20 protein-coding genes are annotated in these 21,128 nt (G+C 41.6%); 12 read left to right on the forward strand and 8 right to left on the reverse strand.

What is annotated here, in order from left to right:
* Window positions 1-23: 23 nt before the first annotated feature.
* From yqiA to nudF, 3 genes are all read right to left on the reverse strand, one after another.
* The gene (gene yqiA, locus CXF93_RS19535; protein ID WP_101064180.1) at window positions 24-605 is read right to left on the reverse strand and encodes an esterase YqiA; all 582 of its coding nucleotides are present in this window, start codon (window positions 603-605) and stop codon (window positions 24-26) included.
* Between the two features lie 142 nt (window positions 606-747).
* Window positions 748-1,572 carry a 3',5'-cyclic-AMP phosphodiesterase gene (cpdA, locus tag CXF93_RS19540; protein WP_101064181.1) on the reverse strand — a complete coding sequence of 275 codons (825 nt, stop codon included), beginning with the start codon at window positions 1,570-1,572 and terminating at the stop codon, window positions 748-750.
* 225 nt (window positions 1,573-1,797) lie between these two features.
* Window positions 1,798-2,433, reverse strand: a complete 636-nt coding sequence (gene nudF, locus CXF93_RS19545; RefSeq protein ID WP_101064182.1) for an ADP-ribose diphosphatase — start codon at window positions 2,431-2,433, stop codon at window positions 1,798-1,800.
* Between the two features lie 274 nt (window positions 2,434-2,707).
* Between nudF and CXF93_RS19550 the strand changes: the two genes are divergently transcribed.
* Together CXF93_RS19550 and lpxL are read left to right on the forward strand one after the other, a co-directional pair.
* Window positions 2,708-4,045, forward strand: a complete 1,338-nt coding sequence (locus tag CXF93_RS19550) for a TolC family outer membrane protein (protein WP_101064183.1) — start codon at window positions 2,708-2,710, stop codon at window positions 4,043-4,045.
* A 153-nt stretch (window positions 4,046-4,198) separates the two neighbouring features.
* Window positions 4,199-5,155 (forward strand): LpxL/LpxP family Kdo(2)-lipid IV(A) lauroyl/palmitoleoyl acyltransferase, encoded by a 957-nt coding sequence (gene lpxL / locus CXF93_RS19555; protein ID WP_101064184.1) that lies wholly within the window; start codon window positions 4,199-4,201, stop codon window positions 5,153-5,155.
* A gap of 151 nt (window positions 5,156-5,306) precedes the next feature.
* Here lpxL and glnE read toward each other — a convergent pair whose 3' ends face one another.
* Window positions 5,307-8,174, reverse strand: coding sequence for a bifunctional [glutamate--ammonia ligase]-adenylyl-L-tyrosine phosphorylase/[glutamate--ammonia-ligase] adenylyltransferase (glnE, locus tag CXF93_RS19560; RefSeq protein WP_101064185.1), 2,868 nt, complete (start codon window positions 8,172-8,174; stop codon window positions 5,307-5,309).
* A 191-nt stretch (window positions 8,175-8,365) separates the two neighbouring features.
* On the opposite strand from glnE, the gene CXF93_RS19565 reads away from it, so the two are divergent.
* The 5 genes from CXF93_RS19565 (at window position 8,366) to CXF93_RS19585 (ending at window position 11,684) form a co-directional block, all read left to right on the forward strand.
* Window positions 8,366-9,262, forward strand: coding sequence for a DUF350 domain-containing protein (locus CXF93_RS19565; protein ID WP_101064186.1), 897 nt, complete (start codon window positions 8,366-8,368; stop codon window positions 9,260-9,262).
* 204 nt (window positions 9,263-9,466) lie between these two features.
* The gene (locus CXF93_RS19570) at window positions 9,467-9,880 is read left to right on the forward strand and encodes a YjfI family protein (RefSeq protein ID WP_101064187.1); all 414 of its coding nucleotides are present in this window, start codon (window positions 9,467-9,469) and stop codon (window positions 9,878-9,880) included.
* Between the two features lie 23 nt (window positions 9,881-9,903).
* Window positions 9,904-10,596: a PspA/IM30 family protein gene (locus CXF93_RS19575; protein WP_101064188.1), complete on the forward strand. Its 693-nt coding sequence runs from the start codon at window positions 9,904-9,906 to the stop codon at window positions 10,594-10,596.
* Between the two features lie 102 nt (window positions 10,597-10,698).
* Entirely contained in the window at window positions 10,699-11,340 is a 642-nt protein-coding gene (locus CXF93_RS19580) for a hypothetical protein (protein WP_101064189.1), read from the forward strand.
* Window positions 11,341-11,363: 23 nt separating this feature from the next.
* Window positions 11,364-11,684 (forward strand): hypothetical protein, encoded by a 321-nt coding sequence (locus CXF93_RS19585; RefSeq protein ID WP_101064190.1) that lies wholly within the window; start codon window positions 11,364-11,366, stop codon window positions 11,682-11,684.
* Between the two features lie 71 nt (window positions 11,685-11,755).
* On the opposite strand, the gene CXF93_RS19590 is transcribed toward CXF93_RS19585, so the two are convergent.
* Complete coding sequence (locus CXF93_RS19590; RefSeq protein WP_101064191.1) at window positions 11,756-13,249, reverse strand: inorganic triphosphatase; 1,494 nt, start codon at window positions 13,247-13,249, stop codon at window positions 11,756-11,758.
* Window positions 13,250-13,524: 275 nt separating this feature from the next.
* On the opposite strand from CXF93_RS19590, the gene CXF93_RS19595 reads away from it, so the two are divergent.
* The 3 genes from CXF93_RS19595 (at window position 13,525) to CXF93_RS19605 (ending at window position 16,311) form a co-directional block, all read left to right on the forward strand.
* A complete protein-coding gene (locus CXF93_RS19595; RefSeq protein WP_101064192.1) occupies window positions 13,525-14,205 on the forward strand; it encodes a TIGR00153 family protein in 681 nt (226 codons plus the stop codon).
* A 22-nt stretch (window positions 14,206-14,227) separates the two neighbouring features.
* Window positions 14,228-15,502, forward strand: a complete 1,275-nt coding sequence (locus CXF93_RS19600; protein WP_101064193.1) for an inorganic phosphate transporter — start codon at window positions 14,228-14,230, stop codon at window positions 15,500-15,502.
* A gap of 161 nt (window positions 15,503-15,663) precedes the next feature.
* Entirely contained in the window at window positions 15,664-16,311 is a 648-nt protein-coding gene (locus tag CXF93_RS19605) for a TIGR04211 family SH3 domain-containing protein (protein ID WP_101064194.1), read from the forward strand.
* Between the two features lie 138 nt (window positions 16,312-16,449).
* Here CXF93_RS19605 and yaaA read toward each other — a convergent pair whose 3' ends face one another.
* Genes yaaA through CXF93_RS19620 form a run of 3 tightly spaced genes read right to left on the reverse strand, consistent with a single transcriptional unit; the run spans window position 16,450 to window position 19,445 of the window.
* Window positions 16,450-17,229, reverse strand: a complete 780-nt coding sequence (yaaA, locus tag CXF93_RS19610; protein ID WP_101064195.1) for a peroxide stress protein YaaA — start codon at window positions 17,227-17,229, stop codon at window positions 16,450-16,452.
* Between the two features lie 54 nt (window positions 17,230-17,283).
* A complete protein-coding gene (locus CXF93_RS19615) occupies window positions 17,284-18,399 on the reverse strand; it encodes a PilT/PilU family type 4a pilus ATPase (protein ID WP_101064196.1) in 1,116 nt (371 codons plus the stop codon).
* 11 nt (window positions 18,400-18,410) lie between these two features.
* Window positions 18,411-19,445 carry a type IV pilus twitching motility protein PilT gene (locus CXF93_RS19620; protein ID WP_198551723.1) on the reverse strand — a complete coding sequence of 345 codons (1,035 nt, stop codon included), beginning with the start codon at window positions 19,443-19,445 and terminating at the stop codon, window positions 18,411-18,413.
* Between the two features lie 31 nt (window positions 19,446-19,476).
* On the opposite strand from CXF93_RS19620, the gene CXF93_RS19625 reads away from it, so the two are divergent.
* The gene (locus tag CXF93_RS19625; protein ID WP_101064198.1) at window positions 19,477-20,172 is read left to right on the forward strand and encodes a YggS family pyridoxal phosphate-dependent enzyme; all 696 of its coding nucleotides are present in this window, start codon (window positions 19,477-19,479) and stop codon (window positions 20,170-20,172) included.
* A 57-nt stretch (window positions 20,173-20,229) separates the two neighbouring features.
* Window positions 20,230-21,057 carry a pyrroline-5-carboxylate reductase gene (gene proC, locus CXF93_RS19630; protein ID WP_101064199.1) on the forward strand — a complete coding sequence of 276 codons (828 nt, stop codon included), beginning with the start codon at window positions 20,230-20,232 and terminating at the stop codon, window positions 21,055-21,057.
* Window positions 21,058-21,128: the final 71 nt, after the last annotated feature.

Below are 21,128 nucleotides of genomic sequence, written 5' to 3' on the forward strand. Positions count from 1 at the left end.
TTCTTTTATGCTGTTCGTTACATCTACTTGAATGCAAGAAAGGTTAAAATATCGCTAAGATAACGTTCAAATCCGATAAAGGCATGATCACCGCCCTGCTCTACCGTTAATTTTGCCGCATTATATTTTGCAGTTGCTTGTCTGTAGTCTAACACTTCATCATCGGTCTGTAACAGTACCCAGATCGTTTCTGGGTGAACTAATGCCGGACAATCCAGTGCGCGTAGTTCATCAATGTGCTGCTCGGTAAGGCTAAAAGTATTTTCGGTATAGGGGTTTTTATTCTCACCTAAAAAATCCACCAGCAATTCATACGGTTTCACTGCGGGATTAATGATGACTGCAGGGCAGTTAAATGCTTGATGCACTTTTGTCGCATAATAACCACCGAGCGAGCTGCCAACAACCCCGAGTTGATGTGCAGGATAACGCGCCACAATCGCCGCTATCTGTAACCATGCTTGCTGAGGATAAGGCGAGAGGTTCGGGATTTCGATGGTGATTTCAGGATGGTTGCACTCCAGATAGTCAGCCATTTGTTGTGCTTTAACTGATTTTGGCGAACTATTAAAACCGTGCAAATAGAGCAGTAGCATGGGAGCCATTTATTTACCTCTAATATAATAGATAAGAGCTTAATGAATATGGGGGATGGACATGATGCCGATAACATCGATAAATCAGGGCAAGATAGCCCTGAATATCAGGCGCTTTTAAACTTGAGGTCAGCAACCTTTAAATTCGAATTTAATAGCCTTTAGAATCGAGATCAGGATTAAAATCATTGTTCGACAAACGCCAAACCTGACTATTGACCGAGCCATCACTGTGCAGTTGTAAATAACGCCAGCCCGGAGCGCGGGCATCTAGCGTGAATTCATCACAATGTGGTTTAAATTGGAAACAAGTCGATGGTGATGCCATAAAGCGAATACCATCGTAAGTTTTATCAAGCTGTTGATGGACGTGTCCAAATAACACATTTTTAGCTTGCGGATGTTTGGCTAATACGGCTAAGAATGCATCTGCATTACGCAACAGATGTTGATCTAGCCATTTGCAACCGACCGCATAAACGTTGTGATGTAATACCACTAATGCATGTTTGTCTGGATATCTGCTTAGCTGTTCATCGAGCAAGGCAAGTTGTTCTGGTGCAAGATAACCGGCCGGAGAACCCGTTAACTGAGAATCGAGTAAGATAATCTGCCAATCACCAACAACTTTATATTTATCTGCCAGTACGCCTTCTGCTTTTAAAGCATCAGCCATCAGCGGAATGTTGTCGTGATTACCCGGTAACCAATAACACGGCTTATTGAGACGTTTAATATGTTGAGCAAAATATTGATAAGAAGCAGGAGTATTGTCTTGAGAAATGTCGCCCGTCGCAAGCACAGCATCAAACGGTTGTTGATTCTGGAGAATAGCATCAATGACATGACGATAACTTAATTGCGTTTTCACCCCGAGCAGATCTTTCTCAGCCGTGGCAAACAAGTGAGTATCTGTCACTTGCAATAAATTAATCACATTATGCTTTACCGTTAACTTAGAAATGTCCGCACCCACAATAATCTTTAACCCTTATCCTTATATGTTGTCTAGTAATGACGAATAGTAAATAGTTACTTTCACTATAACTGTCAATCGACACGCTGATTACAAGATTACTTAACTATTATCATACGCTAATAAGAGCGTATAAATCTGTTGACCAGCACACATTTCCACAAATCTAATCATCATACATTCAAATGACTTAGCGCTGGAAACCGTCGATTGACCATTGTAGCGCTACAGCCAAGACTTTTGCAATGTTTGAAAATTCAATTGTAACCACTGGATACCAATAATAGTCGATGCGTTATTTATTCGCCCAGTTTGCACCATATTATAAGCAGTTTCACGACTGACCACATGGACACGAATATCTTCACCTTCACTTTCCAAACCATGCACACCATACGCAGTGCTACTATCAACTTCACCCACGTACAGATCAAGCGCTTCACTGGTGCCACCTGGACTAGCAAAAAATCGCATAATAAAATTACAACGACCAATCGTCACACCCGCTTCTTCTTGTGCTTCACGTTTCACTACTTCAGCAGAATCTTCCCCTTGTTTATCTATCATGCCAGCCACTAACTCCAGTAACCAAGGTTGTGAACTCGATTCTATAGTTGGAATGCGGATTTGTTCAATCAATACTACTTCATCGCGACTCGCATCATAAGGTATGACCGCTGCCGCGTTTCCACGTTCAAATACCTCGCGGGTTATTTCACCACTCCAACCACCAGAAAACAGCCTATGTTTAAAGGTATACGTGTTGATTTTGAAGAAACCATTAAATACTTGTTGTTTGTTTATGATCTCAATATCACTAACATCATACTCAGATTGTATTTCTAACTTTCGACTTTTCATTTACATCTCCTCAAATATACTGATAATAAAGGGTTACGGTGAATACCATGTGGGCTGCTAGGGTTTAAGGATAATTCCTAGTAATTATACTAATTATGCCATATCGATATTAATTCAACGTTTAAAACTCGAGCTTTGAGATAACGCCTAGTATAAAATGCAGATCAATGCTAACTATCCCTTTTGGATAATTATTAATTTGACTAAGCAGTTATCATTACTTATTGTTATGCGAATTCATAACGGCAACTATTTACACTTAAGGTAACCACCAATGAAGTTTAATAAAATTCTTCTAGCCTGCGGTCTGGCATTTTTTGCACACTCAGCAAGTGCTGATAATTTACAGCAAATATTTCAACAAGCCTTGACCAAAGATCCTCTTTACTTAGAAGCACAAGCAAACCGTGATGCAGCACTAGAGAAAATTACTGAACAAGAAGCGTCAAACTTACCACAAATTGGGCTAAGTGCAGATCTAGGTTACGGCATTACGAGTGACTACAAAACTAACTCAACTGCAAACGGTAATGCGCTAACTGGTAACGTTGGCATTGGTTTAACTCAGTCATTATATGAAGAAAGTAATTTCATTAATGTTAGTCAAGCGGCTAAACAAGCAGAGCAGAGTGAACTTGCTGTTCAAGCAGAGCTGCAAAGTCTGATTTTACGTGTATCAAATGCCTATTTCAGCGTATTAACTGCCAACGATGCGCTAGAATTCTCTAACCGTAATAAAGATGCGGTAGAGCGTCAATTAGAACAAACCACGCAGCGTTATAATGTTGGTCTAACGGATAAAACTGACGTATTAGAAGCACAATCAACGTTTGATTTATCGGTAGCAGAAGTAATTAATGCTGAAAACACCCTAGCTAACAGCTACGAGTCATTAACTGAAATCACTGGTTTAACTCATACTGATATTGCCCCACTGAATACAGACCGCTTTAGCCCTACAGCGCCAAACGGTCAACGTAATAACTGGTTAGATACAGCCAACAATCAGAATTTGTCGATTCAGATCCAACGTATTGCCAAGCAAATCGCTGAAGGTAATGTCGAGCTAGTAGGCTCTGTTGATAACATGGCATTAAACCTAGTGGCAAATGCTGGCGCAGCATACACAGATTATGGTGATGATAACCAAGGTGGTATAAATTCAGAAAGTACAGTGTCTTCTGCTAACGTTGGTATCGAATTTAGCATGCCACTATACACAGGTGGCGCGGTAACCTCGACAGAGAAACAAGCCGCTTATCAAGTAACGGCAAGCCAAGAACAATTAACCAAAGCCAGTCGTGAAGTACAAACGCAAATCCGTACTTATTACAACAATGTAACGGCTGGATTAAGCTCTATTAAAGCGTACGAGCAAACAGTTAAATCATCTGAAAGTGCATTAGAAGCAACAGAAGCTGGTTTTGGTGTGGGTACACGTACAATTATCGACGTATTGAACGCAACCAAGAGCTTATACCAATCGAAGCAATCATTATCAGCATCACGTTATAACTACATCATTAGTATGTTACAGTTAAAACAAGCCGCTGGTACGTTGAACGCTGAAGATATTAATTTAGTGAATGCTGGGTTAAAAGACAACATCTAAGCAAACGGAATACAGAATAAAAAGGCGATCATTTGAGTCGCCTTTTTTATAACTGTAATCTTCTGTAACAGCCAAAAATCAACCCATTGAATATATAAATATTAGCGACTTACTAATATAAATCGTATTAATTCGCGAGAATGAGATTTTTCCATGACAAATAAAAGTAAAACCAACAACCCCATGGTCACCAAAGAAAACACCAAGTTTCAAGGGCGATTTCTGCATCCTAAACACTGGCCATTACTATTCGCCGCCACTTTTTTGTGGTTTATATCTTTGCTACCAAACAAGGTACAAAATGTACTGGGCCGTGGGTTAGGCCGGTTAGTCATGAAAATTATCCCTAAGCGTCTGAAAACAGCGCAACAAAATCTGGCGTTGAGTTTTCCTGATAAATCACCTGCCGAAATTACTGCGCTAGCAAAAGAAAATTTTGAATATACTGGATTAGCCGTTATTGATACTGCCAATGCCTGGTTCTGGCCAGATTGGCGTATTAAGCAAAACATGGTGATTGAAGGGCAAGAACATATCGACCAAGCCAAAGCGGATGGTAACGGTATGCTGATCTTGGGATCGCATTTTTTATCACTGGAAATATCGGCGCGTATCTTTGGTTTATTACGACCAGCCTATGCTATCTATCGTCCGAACAAAAACCCATTAATGGAATATTTACAATGCCGTGGCCGTACCCTGTCAAATAAAGGTTTGTTTGACCGTCGTGATATCAAAGGCATGTTACATATTCTCGATTCAGGTGAACCATTATGGTACGCACCAGACCATGATTATGGCCCTCGTCGTAGTGTATTTGTGCCATTTTTCGCCGTTGAAAAAGCCTGTACGATCACCGCTACCACAATGTTTTCCTCGGGTAAAAACACCAAGACTTATCCAGTATCTTCTTGCCGTTTACCTGATGGTCGTTACCAAGTAAAAGTGCGTGCGCCATTAGAGAATTTCCCAACCGGAAACGAAGTTGAAGATGCCACTATCTGTAATAAAGAATGTGAGCAATCTATTTTAGAGCAGGTGCCGCAATACATGTGGTTGCATCGCCGTTTTAAAACCCGCCCTAAGGGTGAGCCGAGCTTATATAAGTAACTGATACAAGTAACAGGCATCATATAAGAACAGCTAACAGAATAAATTGCTGAGCAGAGAACTAATAAACAGCTGAATAACAAACTAAAAAAAGCGCTTGATAAAGGTAACGACTACCCGCATCAAGCGCTTTTTTGGTTATAAACTTGGTTTATTCAACAGCAAACAACTGCTGCCAGTAGTCAGTGACGACTTGCCGTTGTGCGGTAAATTCGGTATCCGCAACAATGCCTTTTTGACCGAGTAAATTACGACGATGGATCTCATCGCGCATTTGACAATAACTCAGGGTTAAACGCTCCCCCAACTCTGTGCTCATTAGTCCTTCGGACACACAACGGCTAATAATACGGACATTATCCGGCCACAGCTGCAGCTTGGGGATCTGCGCCGCATGATTCAAAACAATGTACTGCATCATAAATTCGATGTCAGTAATACCGCCTATCGACTGCTTAATATCAAACTGATCGGCATTAGCTTTTAACAAATGGTTACGCATTTTCACCCGCATATCCACCACTTGTTTTTGCAATTCGCTGGTGTCTCGTGGTTTGGCGATAATGCTACGCTTTACCTCGGTGAAACGGCGTTGGATCAGCTTATCACCATAGACAATACGCGTACGCACTAATGATTGATGCTCCCATGTCCACGCTTCTTTGCATTGATAGTCCAAGAACCTTGATACCGGACAAGCCAATACACCAGACTCGCCTGACGGACGTAAACGCATGTCCACCTCATACAAGATACCGGTACTAGTTCGGGTGCTAAAGATATGAATAATACGTTGCGCTAAGCGCAGGTAAAACTGACGACTATCAATCATTTTTGCGCCGTTGGTCATACCCGTGGTTTCGCAATTATGAATGAACACCAGATCCAAATCAGAGCCATAACCCAATTCAATACCACCAAGTTTACCGTAGGCCACCACAGCAAAACCTTTTTCACCGCTTTCAACTACGTTATGCGGTACTCCGTGTTTCTCTTCTAGTTGTTGCCATGCTAGGTTGACCACATTATCAATCACCGCTTCCGCTAACCAAGTCAGATGATCACTCACTTTCATTAATGCCAGTTCACCAGCAATATCAGCCGCCGCAATACGCAATAATTGAGTTTGCTTAAATTGACGTAAGGCTTCTAACTGCTGCTCATGATCTTCTTCTGGTATCCGTAACATAAACTGACGCAATTCACTGCGATACTCATGTAACGGCGTGGGATGGTATAAATGCGAAGGTACTAACAATTCGTCTAATAAGATCGGATGGCTCGACAACTGTTTCGCCACCATAGGGCTGGCCCCACATAAACGTAATAATTGCGTTAATGCCTGATCATTCTCGGCTAACAATTCTAAATACGCGGTACGGTTTAAAATCTTTAATAACAGCGCGATAATACGCGGCAGCAAGGCCACCGGATCATCAGTTTTAAGAATTAAGAATAATAATTTAGGTAATAACTTTTCAATAGTTTGACGACCACGAGGGCCGACAGTTTTACGATCATAATCGGTTTTAAAATGACTTAATTCACGGGCAAAATTTTGCGCATCTTGCTGCGTTAATCCATATTCAGCCAACAAGGTGACTGCTTCCTCCGTTGACAGTTCTAAATGCCATAAGTCTAACGCTGGTTGTGATTCATCGTTATCCTCATCGTCGCCACCAATCACCAGACTAAATTCGTTATTAATAGCGGCCATGACTTGATTAATATGTACATAAAAACTATCCCAATCAGGGAAACCTAATACGCTGATTAAACGGCTACGATCCAGTGCTGATTGCGGTAAGGTTTGAGTTTGCGCATCATTAATTTGTTGGAGGATATTCTCAACTTTACGTAAGTAACAATAACTTTCAGTTAGTACGGTATAGCTTGCAGCGGAGATCTCACCAATTGACTGCAATACGTTTAAGGTCGCTAATAACGACTTAATTTGTAGTACCGGTTCACGGCCACCACGAATAAGCTGAAAGGTTTGGGCAATGAACTCGACTTCACGGATCCCGCCACTGCCGAGCTTAATATTATCTTTCAAACCTTTACGGCGAACTTCCGCTTTTATCATGGCTTTCATATTACGCAGCGCATCAATCGCACTAAAATCCACATAACGGCGATAAATAAACGGTCGTAACATTTGTTCCAATTCAACCCTAGTTTCGGCATTGCCACCCAGCGCGCGCGCTTTCACCATGGCATAACGTTCCCAGTCACGACCTTGGTTCTGGTAATACTCTTCAAAGGCATTAAAACTCATCACCAAAGGACCGGAGTCACCAAACGGGCGTAAACGCATATCCACACGATAAGCAAAACCATCCGCTGTGACTTGATGTAATGCCGCAATTAATCGTTGTCCTAGGCGTTGGAAAAACTTTTGATTAGCGACCGTTCGCCCTGCCCCCACAGTCTCGCCAGTTTCGGGGTAGGTAAAAATCAGATCAATATCAGATGAAAAATTAAGTTCACCACCGCCGAGCTTACCCATCGCCAGAATAACCAGCTGTTGTGGCACACCTTCGGTATTAACTGGCGTGCCCTGCTCTTGGCATTGCAGTTGATATAACCAGTCTAATGCTCCGGCGATTAAACTATCTGCAAGGTGAGAAGTGTGGGCTAGACTTTCCGTCAATTGGGCATCTTGCAATAACTCGCGCCAAGCAATAATACACATATGAAAGCGGCGAAATTGTCGCACGGTACGTAATAATGCCGGTTCAGAATCGCAGGCCGTTAATTGTTCGCTTAAATGACGTTCGACTTGCGCTCTGCGCGATGCCTTTGAAAGCAAACCAGACTGCCAAATATCGTTAAGTAAACTTGTGTTGTTAATACAACTTTCCGCGATAAAATCACTTAACGAAAACACCCGTTGAGACTGGCTAATTTGCTCGGCAGATAATAATGCTAAATCAGCCTTATTGCGTTCGCACCAACGTTGCCAATACATACTTCCAGTATCAGCTAACACATCAACAATTTGACATTCTGTACTCATAAACGACATCCATATAATTAAGGCTTGAGATCCAATTAATTCAACAATTTATATCAGCTGTTTATATCAGCAATGCACATATAGACAGGCCATGCCTTACATGCTATTACTTAGCGATATTAATTTATTTAGTAAACTTATCATTAGTAAGCAATTATGGCAGCTAAAATCGTAAAAGAAGGTAACCTTTAATGTCAGTTTTTGAAACTATCCTATCGTCGGACCTACTACTGTTTTTAGCCGTCGATCTCATCATCGCTTTAGCGCTTTTATCCGCCATGCGATTTTTCACCGGCGCAGTCGATAACATAGATACCATTGACGAATTGGCTACCCGCGACAACTTTGCCTTTGGTATTAGTTTAGCGGGGGCTATTTTTGGTTTAGGCATCGTACTTTCAGGGGCTATTTCCGGTGAAAAAGCCGCGACCTTGCCGTTAGAAATATTAGGCATGAGTCTTTATGGTTTCGCCGGATTAGTGTTGATCAAACTGGGTCGTTGGATCCATGACCGCGTATCACTCAATCAACTCGATAAAAATACCGAAATTGCCCAACGTAATGTTGCCGTCGCGATTGTCGATGCTTGTGCATCCATTGCCACCGCTATTATCATTCGTTCAACACTGGTTTGGGCAGAAGGCTTAGAGTTCATCACCTTTATTGCTATCTGTAGTGGTTTCCTTATTTCCCAAACGATTATGCTACTGATGACTCGTTATCGTGAACACCGTTATTCACGCGGTAATCTCGGTACCACCATGCAGCAGGCGTTTAAAGATAATAATATTGCAGTGGCACTGCGTCACGGCGGCTACCTTATTGGTGTTGCGATCTCGGTAACGATAGCCAGTAACTATATCTATTATGATACCGCCAATCTAATGACCTCGTTAGGCTCTTGGATGCTATTTAGTTTGGTGATGCTGACCACCTTTACTATTCTTGCCATTATCGCTAAAAAGATAATCCTCAATGGCGTGAATATTAATAAAGAAGTGGATTTACAGAATAACGTCGGCGTCGCCGCGATGGATATGGCGATCAATTTATCAATTGCCTTTATTCTTATGGCATTATTAATTTAATATAGAGACGCTGTAGCTAGTAAAAACACAGATTATAATTTGTTGATGACAATGAACTTTCTGTTATTAGCAAGGCCAAACAAAGTAATCGATATATATATAAATCTTATAAATTATTATAAAATACCAGCAAGTCTCTTGACATATTATGTCCCGGGGCTTAAAGTTAACTTAATTAGACATAATATGTCAAAAAGGAACGAGATGAACATACATAAAATTGCAAATTATCTTAATGATCTTGGCGACAAGTCTGACACTGGTTATAAGTTTGACTGTACCCCAATTTCTGGTGACGTTGATGTACTGCGTGTCGACGTTGAAGGTCGTGAAGAGATCCCAATTTTTGTTTCTGTCACTGATGAGCAAATCCTTTGTATTGCTTATTTATGGGGCGAAAACGAAGTTAAAATAGAAAAACGTGTCGAAATGCTAGAAGCAATGTTAGAACTTAACATTCCAATGCCACTGTCATCATTCGCAAAAATTGGTGATATGTATGTGGTATACGGCGCATTATCAGTGCAATCAACCGTTGCCGATGTAGAACATGAGTTAGTTGTATTAAGTGATAACAGCCTTGAAGTTATTACTGAATTATCAGATTATTTAGTTTAACCCCTACTTCTTAGGAGAAGTTTATGAGCATTTTTAAAAAAATTATGACCGCCATCCGTGGTGGCGCCCGTGAAGTAGGTGAAGGTATTGTTGATGCAAACTCAATGCGTATCTTTGAACAAGAAATTCGCGACGCCGAAACCCATTTGACCAATGCTAAACGTAATTTAACTGACGTAATGGCCAAGCAAATGCAATCAAGCCGTGAACTTGAGCGCGTTAAGGCTAACTTAACTGAACACGAAGGTTATGCAGTACAAGCATTGAATGCCGGTAACGAAGCATTAGCATTAGAAGTGGCTGAAAAAATTGCCCAACTAGAACAAGAAGTTATCGAGCAACAACAAAACCTGGATAGCTTTACTAGCAGCGCAACAAAACTAAAAGACTTAGTAAAAAGAAGCGAACGTCAATTAGCAGAACACCAACGTCAATTAACCATGGTTAAAACTACGGACAGCGTGCAAAAAGCAACATCGGCGATCACTGACAACTTTAGCGCTAGCAATTCAAAACTGCTTAGCGCCAAAGATTCATTAGAGCGTATCAAGCAAAAACAACAAGACTTTGATGACCGTATGGTTGCCGCAGATGAATTACATGCCGAAGGCAGTGACCAATCATTAAAAGCAAAACTAGCTGAAGCAGGTATTGGCCAGCAGCAGAGCAACGCGAACTCGGTACTAGAACGTTTAAAAGCCAAGCAAAATGGCTAAGTTTAACGGCTAATCAATTAGTGAGTTAACCCCAATAGGAGCAGATATCGTGGCAACACGTGCTGTTCCTATTTGTCATTCTGCTATAGCTCAGGAGCTATGATGAGTTTCTTCAAAAATTTATTTAAAAAATCGACCGCCGATACCCCAACCCGTGACCTCAACCATGTTAGCAAGTTAATTCTTGGTGATATCATCGAATTGAGTGACAGTTTCACCCTGCCAAGTGAAATTCGCTGCCAAAAATTTGAAGTAATTGCAATAGAAACACTGGAATTTGAACACCAACATTATCCACGCTTCAAGCTGCAAGGCGAGCAACAAACTTATGTGTGGTTAACCCTGCCAGGCCACGACCATAATAATTTCCAACTCAGTCTTGAGCTAACACGTGAAGAAGTCTCACAATTATTCGATTTAGAATTATTCGGTGACGTATTTGAAGAAGGCTTTACTGAATTACCTAGCCAACTACCCGTGACGCTAGGCGATTGGCACGCAGAGCGTTACTACCAACAAGACATCGCCACTGTCGGTTATCACCACAGAACTGATTTTAGAACGTCTGCGCCATCGCAGTATACCGAGGACAACCCAGGTCGTCAGTTTGAGTTCTATCATCTGCATGATGCTAAAGAAAACAAACTGATCGATATTATGGTTTATAATACCGGTGATACAGATGTGTACTTGACCGTACAGCTTGGTAATGACAGTATTACAGGATACTGGCCAATAGCATAAACACAGTACAAGGCAGATTGAAGATGGTTAAATCACGTGAATTACCGGAAAAGTGGCAATCATCACAAAAAGCGATGAAAGCGGTTCAAGTCGCATTTGATATGGATGAAAAGATCCAATATAAGATCCGCAAAGCGGCATTGGATCATAACTTAAGCCCGTCAGAACAGATCCGAGATATTCTCGGTTTAACCGTTAATAAACGCCCGAAAAGACCACGCCTCACCGTGTCGTTAAACAACCAAGATTACATTGAGTTGGCTGAAAAGTATGGCTTAAAGCCAGAACAACAACTAGAGATTAAAAAGTTAGTGATTGAAGATTTAGTCCGATTTTCAGAGTAACACCTGCTATAAACAGGTTGTACAGCAATCAGTGGCAGCCACTGATTGCTATTTTTCATTGCCGTATTTTATTATTCTTCAATCCAGTATGGACGCATTGTTAACGCTTGCAGACGAGTTTGCTCCAGCGCATCTAACAATGATCCTTGTTTACGCATTAAGATCTTCTTAATCTGTGTTGCTATCGCTTCTGGTTGCTGCTGCGCAACGTCCATCAGTATCTGTAATAACGCTAAATCATCAATGCCCTGTAGTATATCCTGCCAAGGTAAGCGAAATTTATCTCGACGATCGGCAGTATAATAATGGCTAAAACAATGACCGATTAATAAATTTTGCTGTAATTTTGCTTGTACGGCTAAATAGTCATCCGCATTAAGTGTAGGGGCCGATAGTAAAGAATCGAGCACACTCTGCCAGCTACTTTGTAACTGGGTATTGGCGAACGATAATACTTTGGCAGTATCGAGCTTAACACCACTCAAACCTTGGCTCAGTAACTGACTAATAGACAGCATAAGACAGGCGTATCTTGAACTATTAAACAGCTTTTCAATATCGCTAAAATCAACATAGCGAGTTTGCAACGCCTGTAACTCTTTGCTAATGCGTTTATGCTCTGGAAATTTACGAATCAATTGGCCGTTATTCACCATAACCTGATGCAGTTGAGACGCACTGCTTACCGCAGAGAGTTGCTCAGCTAACCACACTAATTCAGTTTGCTTTAAGCCAATTTCAGGCAAGATATCCACATAACTTTGCAACGTTTGTTGGATCAAGGCTACTGCGGCAGTCACTTCGACCAGCGCATTAATATCCTGGTTTTCTAAGTACTGCTGTTCATTATGTTGCCAATGCGTGTAGCTTTGCGTCAATGTAGCCAGAAAAATATCTGCTAAGCTTGCTGTCTCTACTGTCGGCATCTGCAATGTCAGCGCTTTAATTTTCGGCGTATAGAGTCCCGCCAATTGATAACCGCGTTTGGCTTTACTGACATTACCCAAACGGACATTATTCAGTTGCGTGATTTGCTGTGCCAAGGTAAATAGATCATCAATATCACCACGTACCAGCTCAAGCTCAACTTCACAAATAGGGTAACTTTGCTCACCACTGCGCGCCATACCTTGATCAAATACCACTTCAATTTCGGCGCTATTTGGCAGTTGTACATGCCACATAGTACGCTCAAAATCGGTGGTAAATAAATCGATTAAGTCTGCTTGTAATTGCGCTATATCAGCACCTTCAGGCCAGATGTCAGCAGGGAATGCTGCCAATGTCGGCACATCACCCTCTAAAGCTAAATTATATTCAGGACGCTGATGCAAGCCACCACGGACAATACCAGCGGTTTTAATGGTTTGCTCAGCAAAATTTAAACTTTTACGAGTGCGTAAACCAAAGTCGAATTGACGAAATTGGGACGTCGTCGTATCAAAATAAGTATTAGATAACGGCTTAATAGCCTGTTCAACAATCACATAGTTAGCTAATAATGCTTCTAATTGTGATTTAACCTGTGGTTCAACCACAAACTTTATTTCAACTTCCGTACTCATCCGGCCTCGCTAGACTCACCAAGAATAAAAACAATGCGTCGATAAACCAACATATCTCGCACTTAAGGTACAAAATTTACCAATAATTTTAAAATCTGTCTAAGGTTAAATCTTTAATTCGCGAATAAGATTAGCTATAAAAACAAAAAATATTGATTTTGGTCTAATTCAATCGCTAATAAGGCAAATTTTATATTGCAAACTCCTGAGAGTTGTTTAACATTCGCGGCATCTTTAAAAGTGTCATCTTATTGTCACATACATGGATTATGGCTATGCCAGTAAATACTATTTTAGGACTTTTTGCTAAGTCGCCGATTACCCCATTACAAGAACACATCACGAAAGTGCATGAGACTTGTGAATTGTTAGTGCCATTCTTTGCTGCAACAGCAGAACAAGATTGGGATAAAGCGGAAACGATCCGTCAGCAGATATCTCAGTGTGAGAAAGATGCCGACATATTGAAGCGTGAAATTCGCCTTAAGTTACCACGTGGTATCTTCATGCCTGTTGATCGTACCGATTTACTCGACCTACTCACACAGCAAGATAAAATTGCCAATCGCGCAAAAGATATCGCCGGTCGTATGATTGGTCGTAAGCTGCAGCTACCAGCCGAAATTGCAAATGACTTCACTACTTATCTAAAACGTTGCATTGACGCAACGGCACTGGCTAAGAAAGCCATTAATGAATTAGATGAACTAATTGAAACCGGTTTTAAAGGCCGCGAAGTCGATCTTGTTGAAAATATGATCAATGAACTTGATTGTATCGAAGACGATACCGATGCAATGCAGATCGTGCTACGTCAAAAATTACTTTCAATTGAAAATAACTACAATCCAATTGATGTTATGTTCCTTTACAAAATCTTAGAGTGGGTTGGCGGATTAGCTGACCAAGCTGAAACTGTTGGCGCCCGTCTCGAATTAATGCTCGCGCGTAATTAAGATCACTACAGGTATATAAATAATGGAAATCATTCAAGCATACGGTCCTTATCTACTGATGATGGCTGCAGTCTTTGGCCTTTACATGGCATGGGGTATTGGTGCCAATGACGTTGCAAACGCAATGGGTACATCTGTTGGTACAAAATCGTTAACGATCAAACAAGCAATTATTATTGCGATGGTTTTTGAGTTTGCCGGGGCTTACTTAGCCGGTGGTGAAGTCACCGATACCGTACGAAAAGGGATTGTTGACCTTGCCGTATTTAAAGATAATAACCGTCCAGATGCGTTAGCATTTGGTATGATTTCAGCGCTACTTGCTGCTGGGACTTGGTTAATGATCGCATCTATATTTGGCTGGCCAGTATCAACGACGCACTCTATTGTTGGTGCAATTGTTGGTTTTGCCCTCGTTAGTGTTGGCCCTGAAGCCGTACAATGGGGTAAAGCAGGTGGTATTGTTGGGAGTTGGGTGATTACCCCCATACTCTCCGGACTCATCGCCTACATCACCTTTATGAGTATTCAAAAACTCATTTTTGATACCAAAGATCCACTGGCTAACGCGAAACGTTATGTGCCTTTTTACATGGCATTAACCACGTTTGTGATCGCAATGGTAACGATTAAGAAAGGTCTGAAACACGTTGGTTTACACCTAACAACAACGGAAGGTATTATTGCTTCAGCGGCTATCAGCTTACTTGTTGCAATCGCCGGTGCCGTGTATATCAGCAGACAGAAATATAGCCCAAGCGATGATAAAGATATGCATTTCTCAAACGTAGAGAAAGTATTTGGTATCTTAATGATCATCACCGCTTGTGCGATGGCATTTGCACACGGTTCAAATGACGTAGCTAACGCGATCGGTCCACTAGCAGCGGTTGTTTCTATCGTTGAACACGGTGGTGAAATTGCTGAAAAAGCTGAAATTACATGGTGGATTTTACCACTGGGTGGTTTAGGTATCGTAGTTGGTCTAGCGACTATGGGTCATAAGGTAATGTCGACTGTTGGTACCGGTATTACCGAACTAACGCCAAGTCGTGGTTTTGCCGCGCAATTAGCAACAGCAACTACGGTTGTTATTGCGTCAGGCTCAGGTTTACCTATCTCAACAACGCAAACCCTTGTAGGTGGCGTGCTGGGTGTGGGTATGGCGCGTGGTATCGCGGCCTTGAACCTAAATGTAGTTAGAACAATTGTTGTATCTTGGATAGTAACACTACCTGCAGGTGCAATTTTATCAATTATCTTCTACAAGATCTTAGAAGCCATCTTTGTAGTGTAATTGGTTACATTGTTTTGGAAAGGCCATCAATTTGTTGATGGCCTTTTTTGTAAATCCACTAAATTTCTATTTTTATGACGGTAAAATAGCATCTGAGGCTTGTCGAAATTCGATTTTATACTTATTATGCTTATCAGAATATTTCGTCTACAGGACATCTTGTGAAGATTAAACAACTCATTATAGCAACACTGCTAACACTCGTTAGCTTATCGAGCTTTGCGAAAGAAACACGTTACATTAGTGACGACGTGTCTATTTTTATGCATTCAGGCCCGGGGACTCAATATCGCATCATTGGCACAATTAAAGCTGGCGAAGCGGTAACCTATTTACAGACTAATGCTAGCTCTAACTATGTGCAGATCACCACAAGTAAGAACAAAACAGCTTGGATTGATGGTGCATCACTGTCACGTCAAGTCAGTTTGAAAATTCGTACGCCTAAGTTGCAAGCTGAACTGGCAAAAACCAAACAAGCGTTAGCAAAAATCAACAATAAAAACTCTGCAGCGATGGCAGCGTTAACTGATGCTAATCGTGATGAACTGGCAGAAAAACAAGCCGGCATTGCAGCGCAAGCAAATAACATTGCGTCTTTAACCGCTGAGAATTCGGCATTGACTGCTGAAGCAGTACGTTTACGTGACGAAAATGAGCAATTATCGACACGCTTAGACACTAAAGAAGAAGATGAACAACATCGCTTTATTCTGCTTGGTGCCTTGATTCTTGCTGCAGGTTTAATTGCCGGATTAATCATTCCCTCAATTCGTTTCCGTCGTAAGAAAAATAGCGGCTGGGATTAATTCAGCAATAGCTCTGACAGGATAAATATCCTAACTCAGTCATAGTGCTGATACGCTACATAATCGGCTAACCGCCAGATACAAAAAAGGATATTCAATTGAATATCCTTTTTTATTAGCGCTGGTTTTCGGTACTAGTTACTTAAATATTTCATCACGCTTAAACACTAATTCAATATCGGTTGATTCCGCTTCGCAATAGTAATAACCATCAGTATCAAATGCTGTTAGCTGTGCTACATCCGTGAGTTGATTAGCAATAATATAACGCGCCATTAAACCACGGGCTTTTTTAGCGTAAAAACTAATAATCTTAAATTTACCGGCTTTGCAGTCTTTAAATACTGGCGTGATAACCCGGCCTTTTAAGCGTTTCTTTTGCACCGCTTTAAAGTACTCATTCGACGCTAAGTTAATTAATACTTTATCGCCTTGCGCTGCCAGTGTTTCGTTCACTTTATCAGTAACGATATCACCCCAGAATTGATACAAGTTAGTACCACGACCATTGGCTAGCTTAGTACCCATTTCTAAACGATAAGCTTTAATCAAATCAAGCGGTCGCAATAAACCATATAGACCAGATAAGATACGAAAATGCTGTTGGGCAAACGCCATATCATCAGCGGTAAATGTTTCTGCATCTAAACCGGTATAGACGTCGCCTTTAAAGGCAAATACCGCTTGCTTAGCATTCTCAGGCGTAAATTCACTCGACCATTCTGTAAAGCGAGCCGCGTTCAAGCCAGCTAATTTATCACTTATTTTCATCAATGAAGATAAATCCATTGGAGTTAATTGACGGCAAACATCAATCAGCTCTGCCGAATGAACCGTCAAGTCAGCTTGGCTATACTGCTCGATAACAGGTGGCGTTTCAAAATCGAGCGTTTTAGCCGGTGATACTACTATTAACATAATTTTTCCTTACTTATTTTAACTGACGTTGACTATTACTAATCTCGACGACGATTATAGCGCTTCAATCGTGACCCCATCCAGCATACCTTCACCGCTTGCTTGGCCTTGATTTAACTTAATCATTAAGCGTAAATCATTCGGCGAATCAGCATGATGCAGAGCTTCGGTATAGCTGATCATATTGCTGTTATAAAGTTCTAATAGCGATTGGTCAAAGGTTTTCATTCCCAACTCAACCGATTTAGACATCACTTCTTTAATTTTATGCAGTTCATTTTTACGCATTAATTCGCTCACCAGTGGGGTATTCAATAATATTTCAAATACACCACGGCGACTGGTACCGCCTTGAACCGGAATTAATTGCTGTGCGACAATGGCTTTTAAATTAAGCGACAAGTCATACAACAACTGCCCATGTTTCTCTTTCGGTACCAAGTGCAGAATACGGTCGATAGCCTGATTCGCATTAGTAGCATGTAACGTCGCCATACATAAATGACCGGTTTCAGCAAACGCCAACGCAAATTCCATGGTTTCTTGCGAACGGATCTCACCAATCAAGATCACATCAGGGGCCTGACGTAATGAGCTTTTTAGGGCATCTTCAAACGACTCGGTATCAATACCCACCTCACGCTGAGTGACGATGCAACTTTGGTGCTCGTGGACAAACTCAATTGGATCTTCAATGGTCAGGATATGTCCCGATGAGTTTTGATTACGATAACCGACCATCGCGGCTTGGGTGGTTGATTTACCAGACCCCGTGGCACCAACGACCAGCACTAAACCACGCTTTTCTAATGCAGTCTGCTTTAACACTGCAGGCAGGTATAGCTCATCCATCGCCGGAATTTCCGTTTCAATACGACGGATCACCATGCCGGCTTTTTCTAACTGCCAAAATGCACTAACACGGAAACGCCCAATATCTGGCATGAAGATACCAAAATTAGATTCTTTGGTGCGACAAAAAGAAGCGTACTCATCATCAGACATGGCTTCTTTGACCAAGGCTAACGATTGCTCCGCCGTTAATTTGTGTTCTGATATCGCCCGTAATGAGCCGTGTACTTTCACTGTTGGTGCAATACCCGCAGAAATATACATATCAGAACCTTCGAGCTTTTTCATCGCACTGAAGAGTTGTGGTAGCATTGCCATGTTATTCATCCTTAAAAACTTTGTTGATCAACCGCTCTAATACGTGCTTCTTCAGTAGAGACAATGCCCATATTAACCAATTCACGCAATGATTGATCTAATGTTTGCATGCCGTGCATCATACCTGTTTGGATCACCGAATACATCTGCGCGACTTTATCTTCACGAATCAAGTTACGGATAGCAGGTGTGCCAAGCATGATCTCATGCGCTGCCACACGACCACCACCGGTACGTTTTAATAACGTTTGTGAAATTACCGCACGTAACGATTCAGAAAGCATAGATCGAACCATGTCTTTTTCTTGTCCCGGGAATACATCAACAATACGGTCAATGGTTTTCGCTGCAGAGGTGGTATGCAAGGTGCCAAATACCAAGTGACCGGTTTCCGCGGCGGTTAATGCCAAGCGGATGGTTTCTAAATCACGCATTTCTCCCACTAAGATAACATCAGGATCTTCACGTAACGCCGAGCGTAATGCGGCATTAAAACTCTTGGTATCGCGGAATACTTCACGCTGATTTATCAAGCTTTTCTTATTTTTGTGGACAAATTCAATGGGATCTTCAATGGTCAAAATATGCTTATGCTGATGCTCATTAATATGATCAACCATCGCCGCAAGTGTGGTCGACTTACCTGAACCAGTCGGTCCGGTCACCAATACTAAACCACGTGGCAAGTTGACCAGATCATGCAGAATATCTGGCACGCTTAATTCGGCCATGGTTTTTATTTCACTTGGTATGGTACGAAATGTGGCTGCAGGTCCACGGTGTTGATTGAATGCATTCACACGAAAACGGGCAACGTTATTAATTTCAAAAGAAAAATCGACTTCCAAATGTTCTTCATAGTCTTTGCGTTGTTTATCATCCATAATGTCATAAATCAGCGCATGTACTTGTTTAGCGTCAAAAGCTGGTAAGTTAATTTTACGTACATCACCATCCACGCGGATCATCGGTGGCACACCTGAAGAAAGGTGTAGATCTGATGCGTTATGCTTTACACTAAATGTAAGTAACTCTGTAACATCCATATTCTTTTTAACCTCATTTGCAAGTAACATCATGAATAGTATATCAACACGATTACAACAGGTTCTGACTCAAATTGACAACGCGGCAAGCACATCTTGCAAAAAAAGGTCTGAAATTAACCTGCTTGCAGTAAGTAAAACCAAACCCGTCGAACAAGTAATGACAGTTTACGCACTCGGGCAACGTAAATTTGGTGAAAACTACCTGCAAGAGGCGGTAGAAAAGATCACTTATCTGCAGCAAGACGGTCATTACGACGATATTGAGTGGCATTTTATTGGTCCTATCCAATCGAATAAAACCCGTCCAATTGCCGAGCATTTTAACTGGGTGCAAAGTATCGACCGTTTAAAAGTGGCGCAGCGACTCAATGATCAACGTCCTACTGATATGGCCAAACTGAATGTCTGTATTCAAGTTAATATCAGTGCCGAAGACAGTAAGTCAGGGGCTGACTTAGCGCAAGCACGCCTATTAGCAGAGCAAGTGACTCTGTTACCCAACTTGGTATTACGCGGGATCATGGCGATCCCAGAAAAAACAGCTGATATCGATAAGCTAAAATCGCAATTTAACCAGCTTGAATCGTTGTATTTATCACTTCAGCACCAATATAACCAAATAGACACTCTATCGATGGGCATGACCAACGATATGGAACTTGCCATTGCGCAAGGTAGTAACATGGTACGTGTGGGCACTGCTATTTTTGGTGCACGCGGTTGATCACACCATGTCTATGGAATTAGACAGTTATAATCACGTATAAGGAATTAAACAGTCATGATCACGAATAAAAAAATCGCCTTTATCGGTGCAGGAAATATGGCCAGCAGCCTTATCGGCGGTATGATCACAGATGGTTATCCTGCTGAGTTAATTTATGCAGCCAGTCCGACACGTACACGCTTAGATGTACTTGAAGAAAAATTTGCCATTAATACCACTCAGGACAATCACTTTGCTGTCGCTGCAGCGGACATTATTATTCTCGCCGTAAAACCGCAGTTGATGGGCGACGTTTGCTCTCACCTGGCAGAGCAGAGTAGCGATTACCGTGGTAAATTATTTGTCTCAGTGGCCGCCGGTGTCACCGTTGAGCGTTTACAGAGCTTACTCGCGGACAATCAACCCATCGTCCGTACTATGCCGAATACCCCAGCGTTAGTACAAAAAGGCATGACGGGTTTATTCCCATCACCAGAAGTGTCAGATGAAGATATCAAAACTATCGACCAAATTATGATGGCGGTGGGTAAAACCTGCTGGGTAGATAACGAAGCTGACTTAAATACCATTATTGCCGCAACAGGTAGTTCACCAGCTTATTTCTTCCTGTTTATGGAAGCAATGCAAGAAAGCATTATTGGTATGGGCTTCAGTCAGCAGCAAGCAAGAGAATTAGTCCAGCAAGCGGCAGCTGGTTCGGCTGAATTAGTCATTCAAAATCCGCACATTGATTTAGCCACATTACGCCAAAATGTCACCTCAAAAGGGGGGACGACAGCTGAAGCGATCCGTACTTTCGAAGAACAAGGGCTACGTGAAACAGTTAACACTGCGATGCAAGCAGCGGTTTCTCGTGCTGAAGAAATGCAAAAACTATTTTAATAAATTGATTTAATGAACAGACACAACGGCATAATGCTGTTGCGTATCTATCTGACTAGCAACTACTTAAT

This window comes from Moritella sp. Urea-trap-13, assembly GCF_002836355.1.
GTDB lineage: Bacteria > Pseudomonadota > Gammaproteobacteria > Enterobacterales > Moritellaceae > Moritella.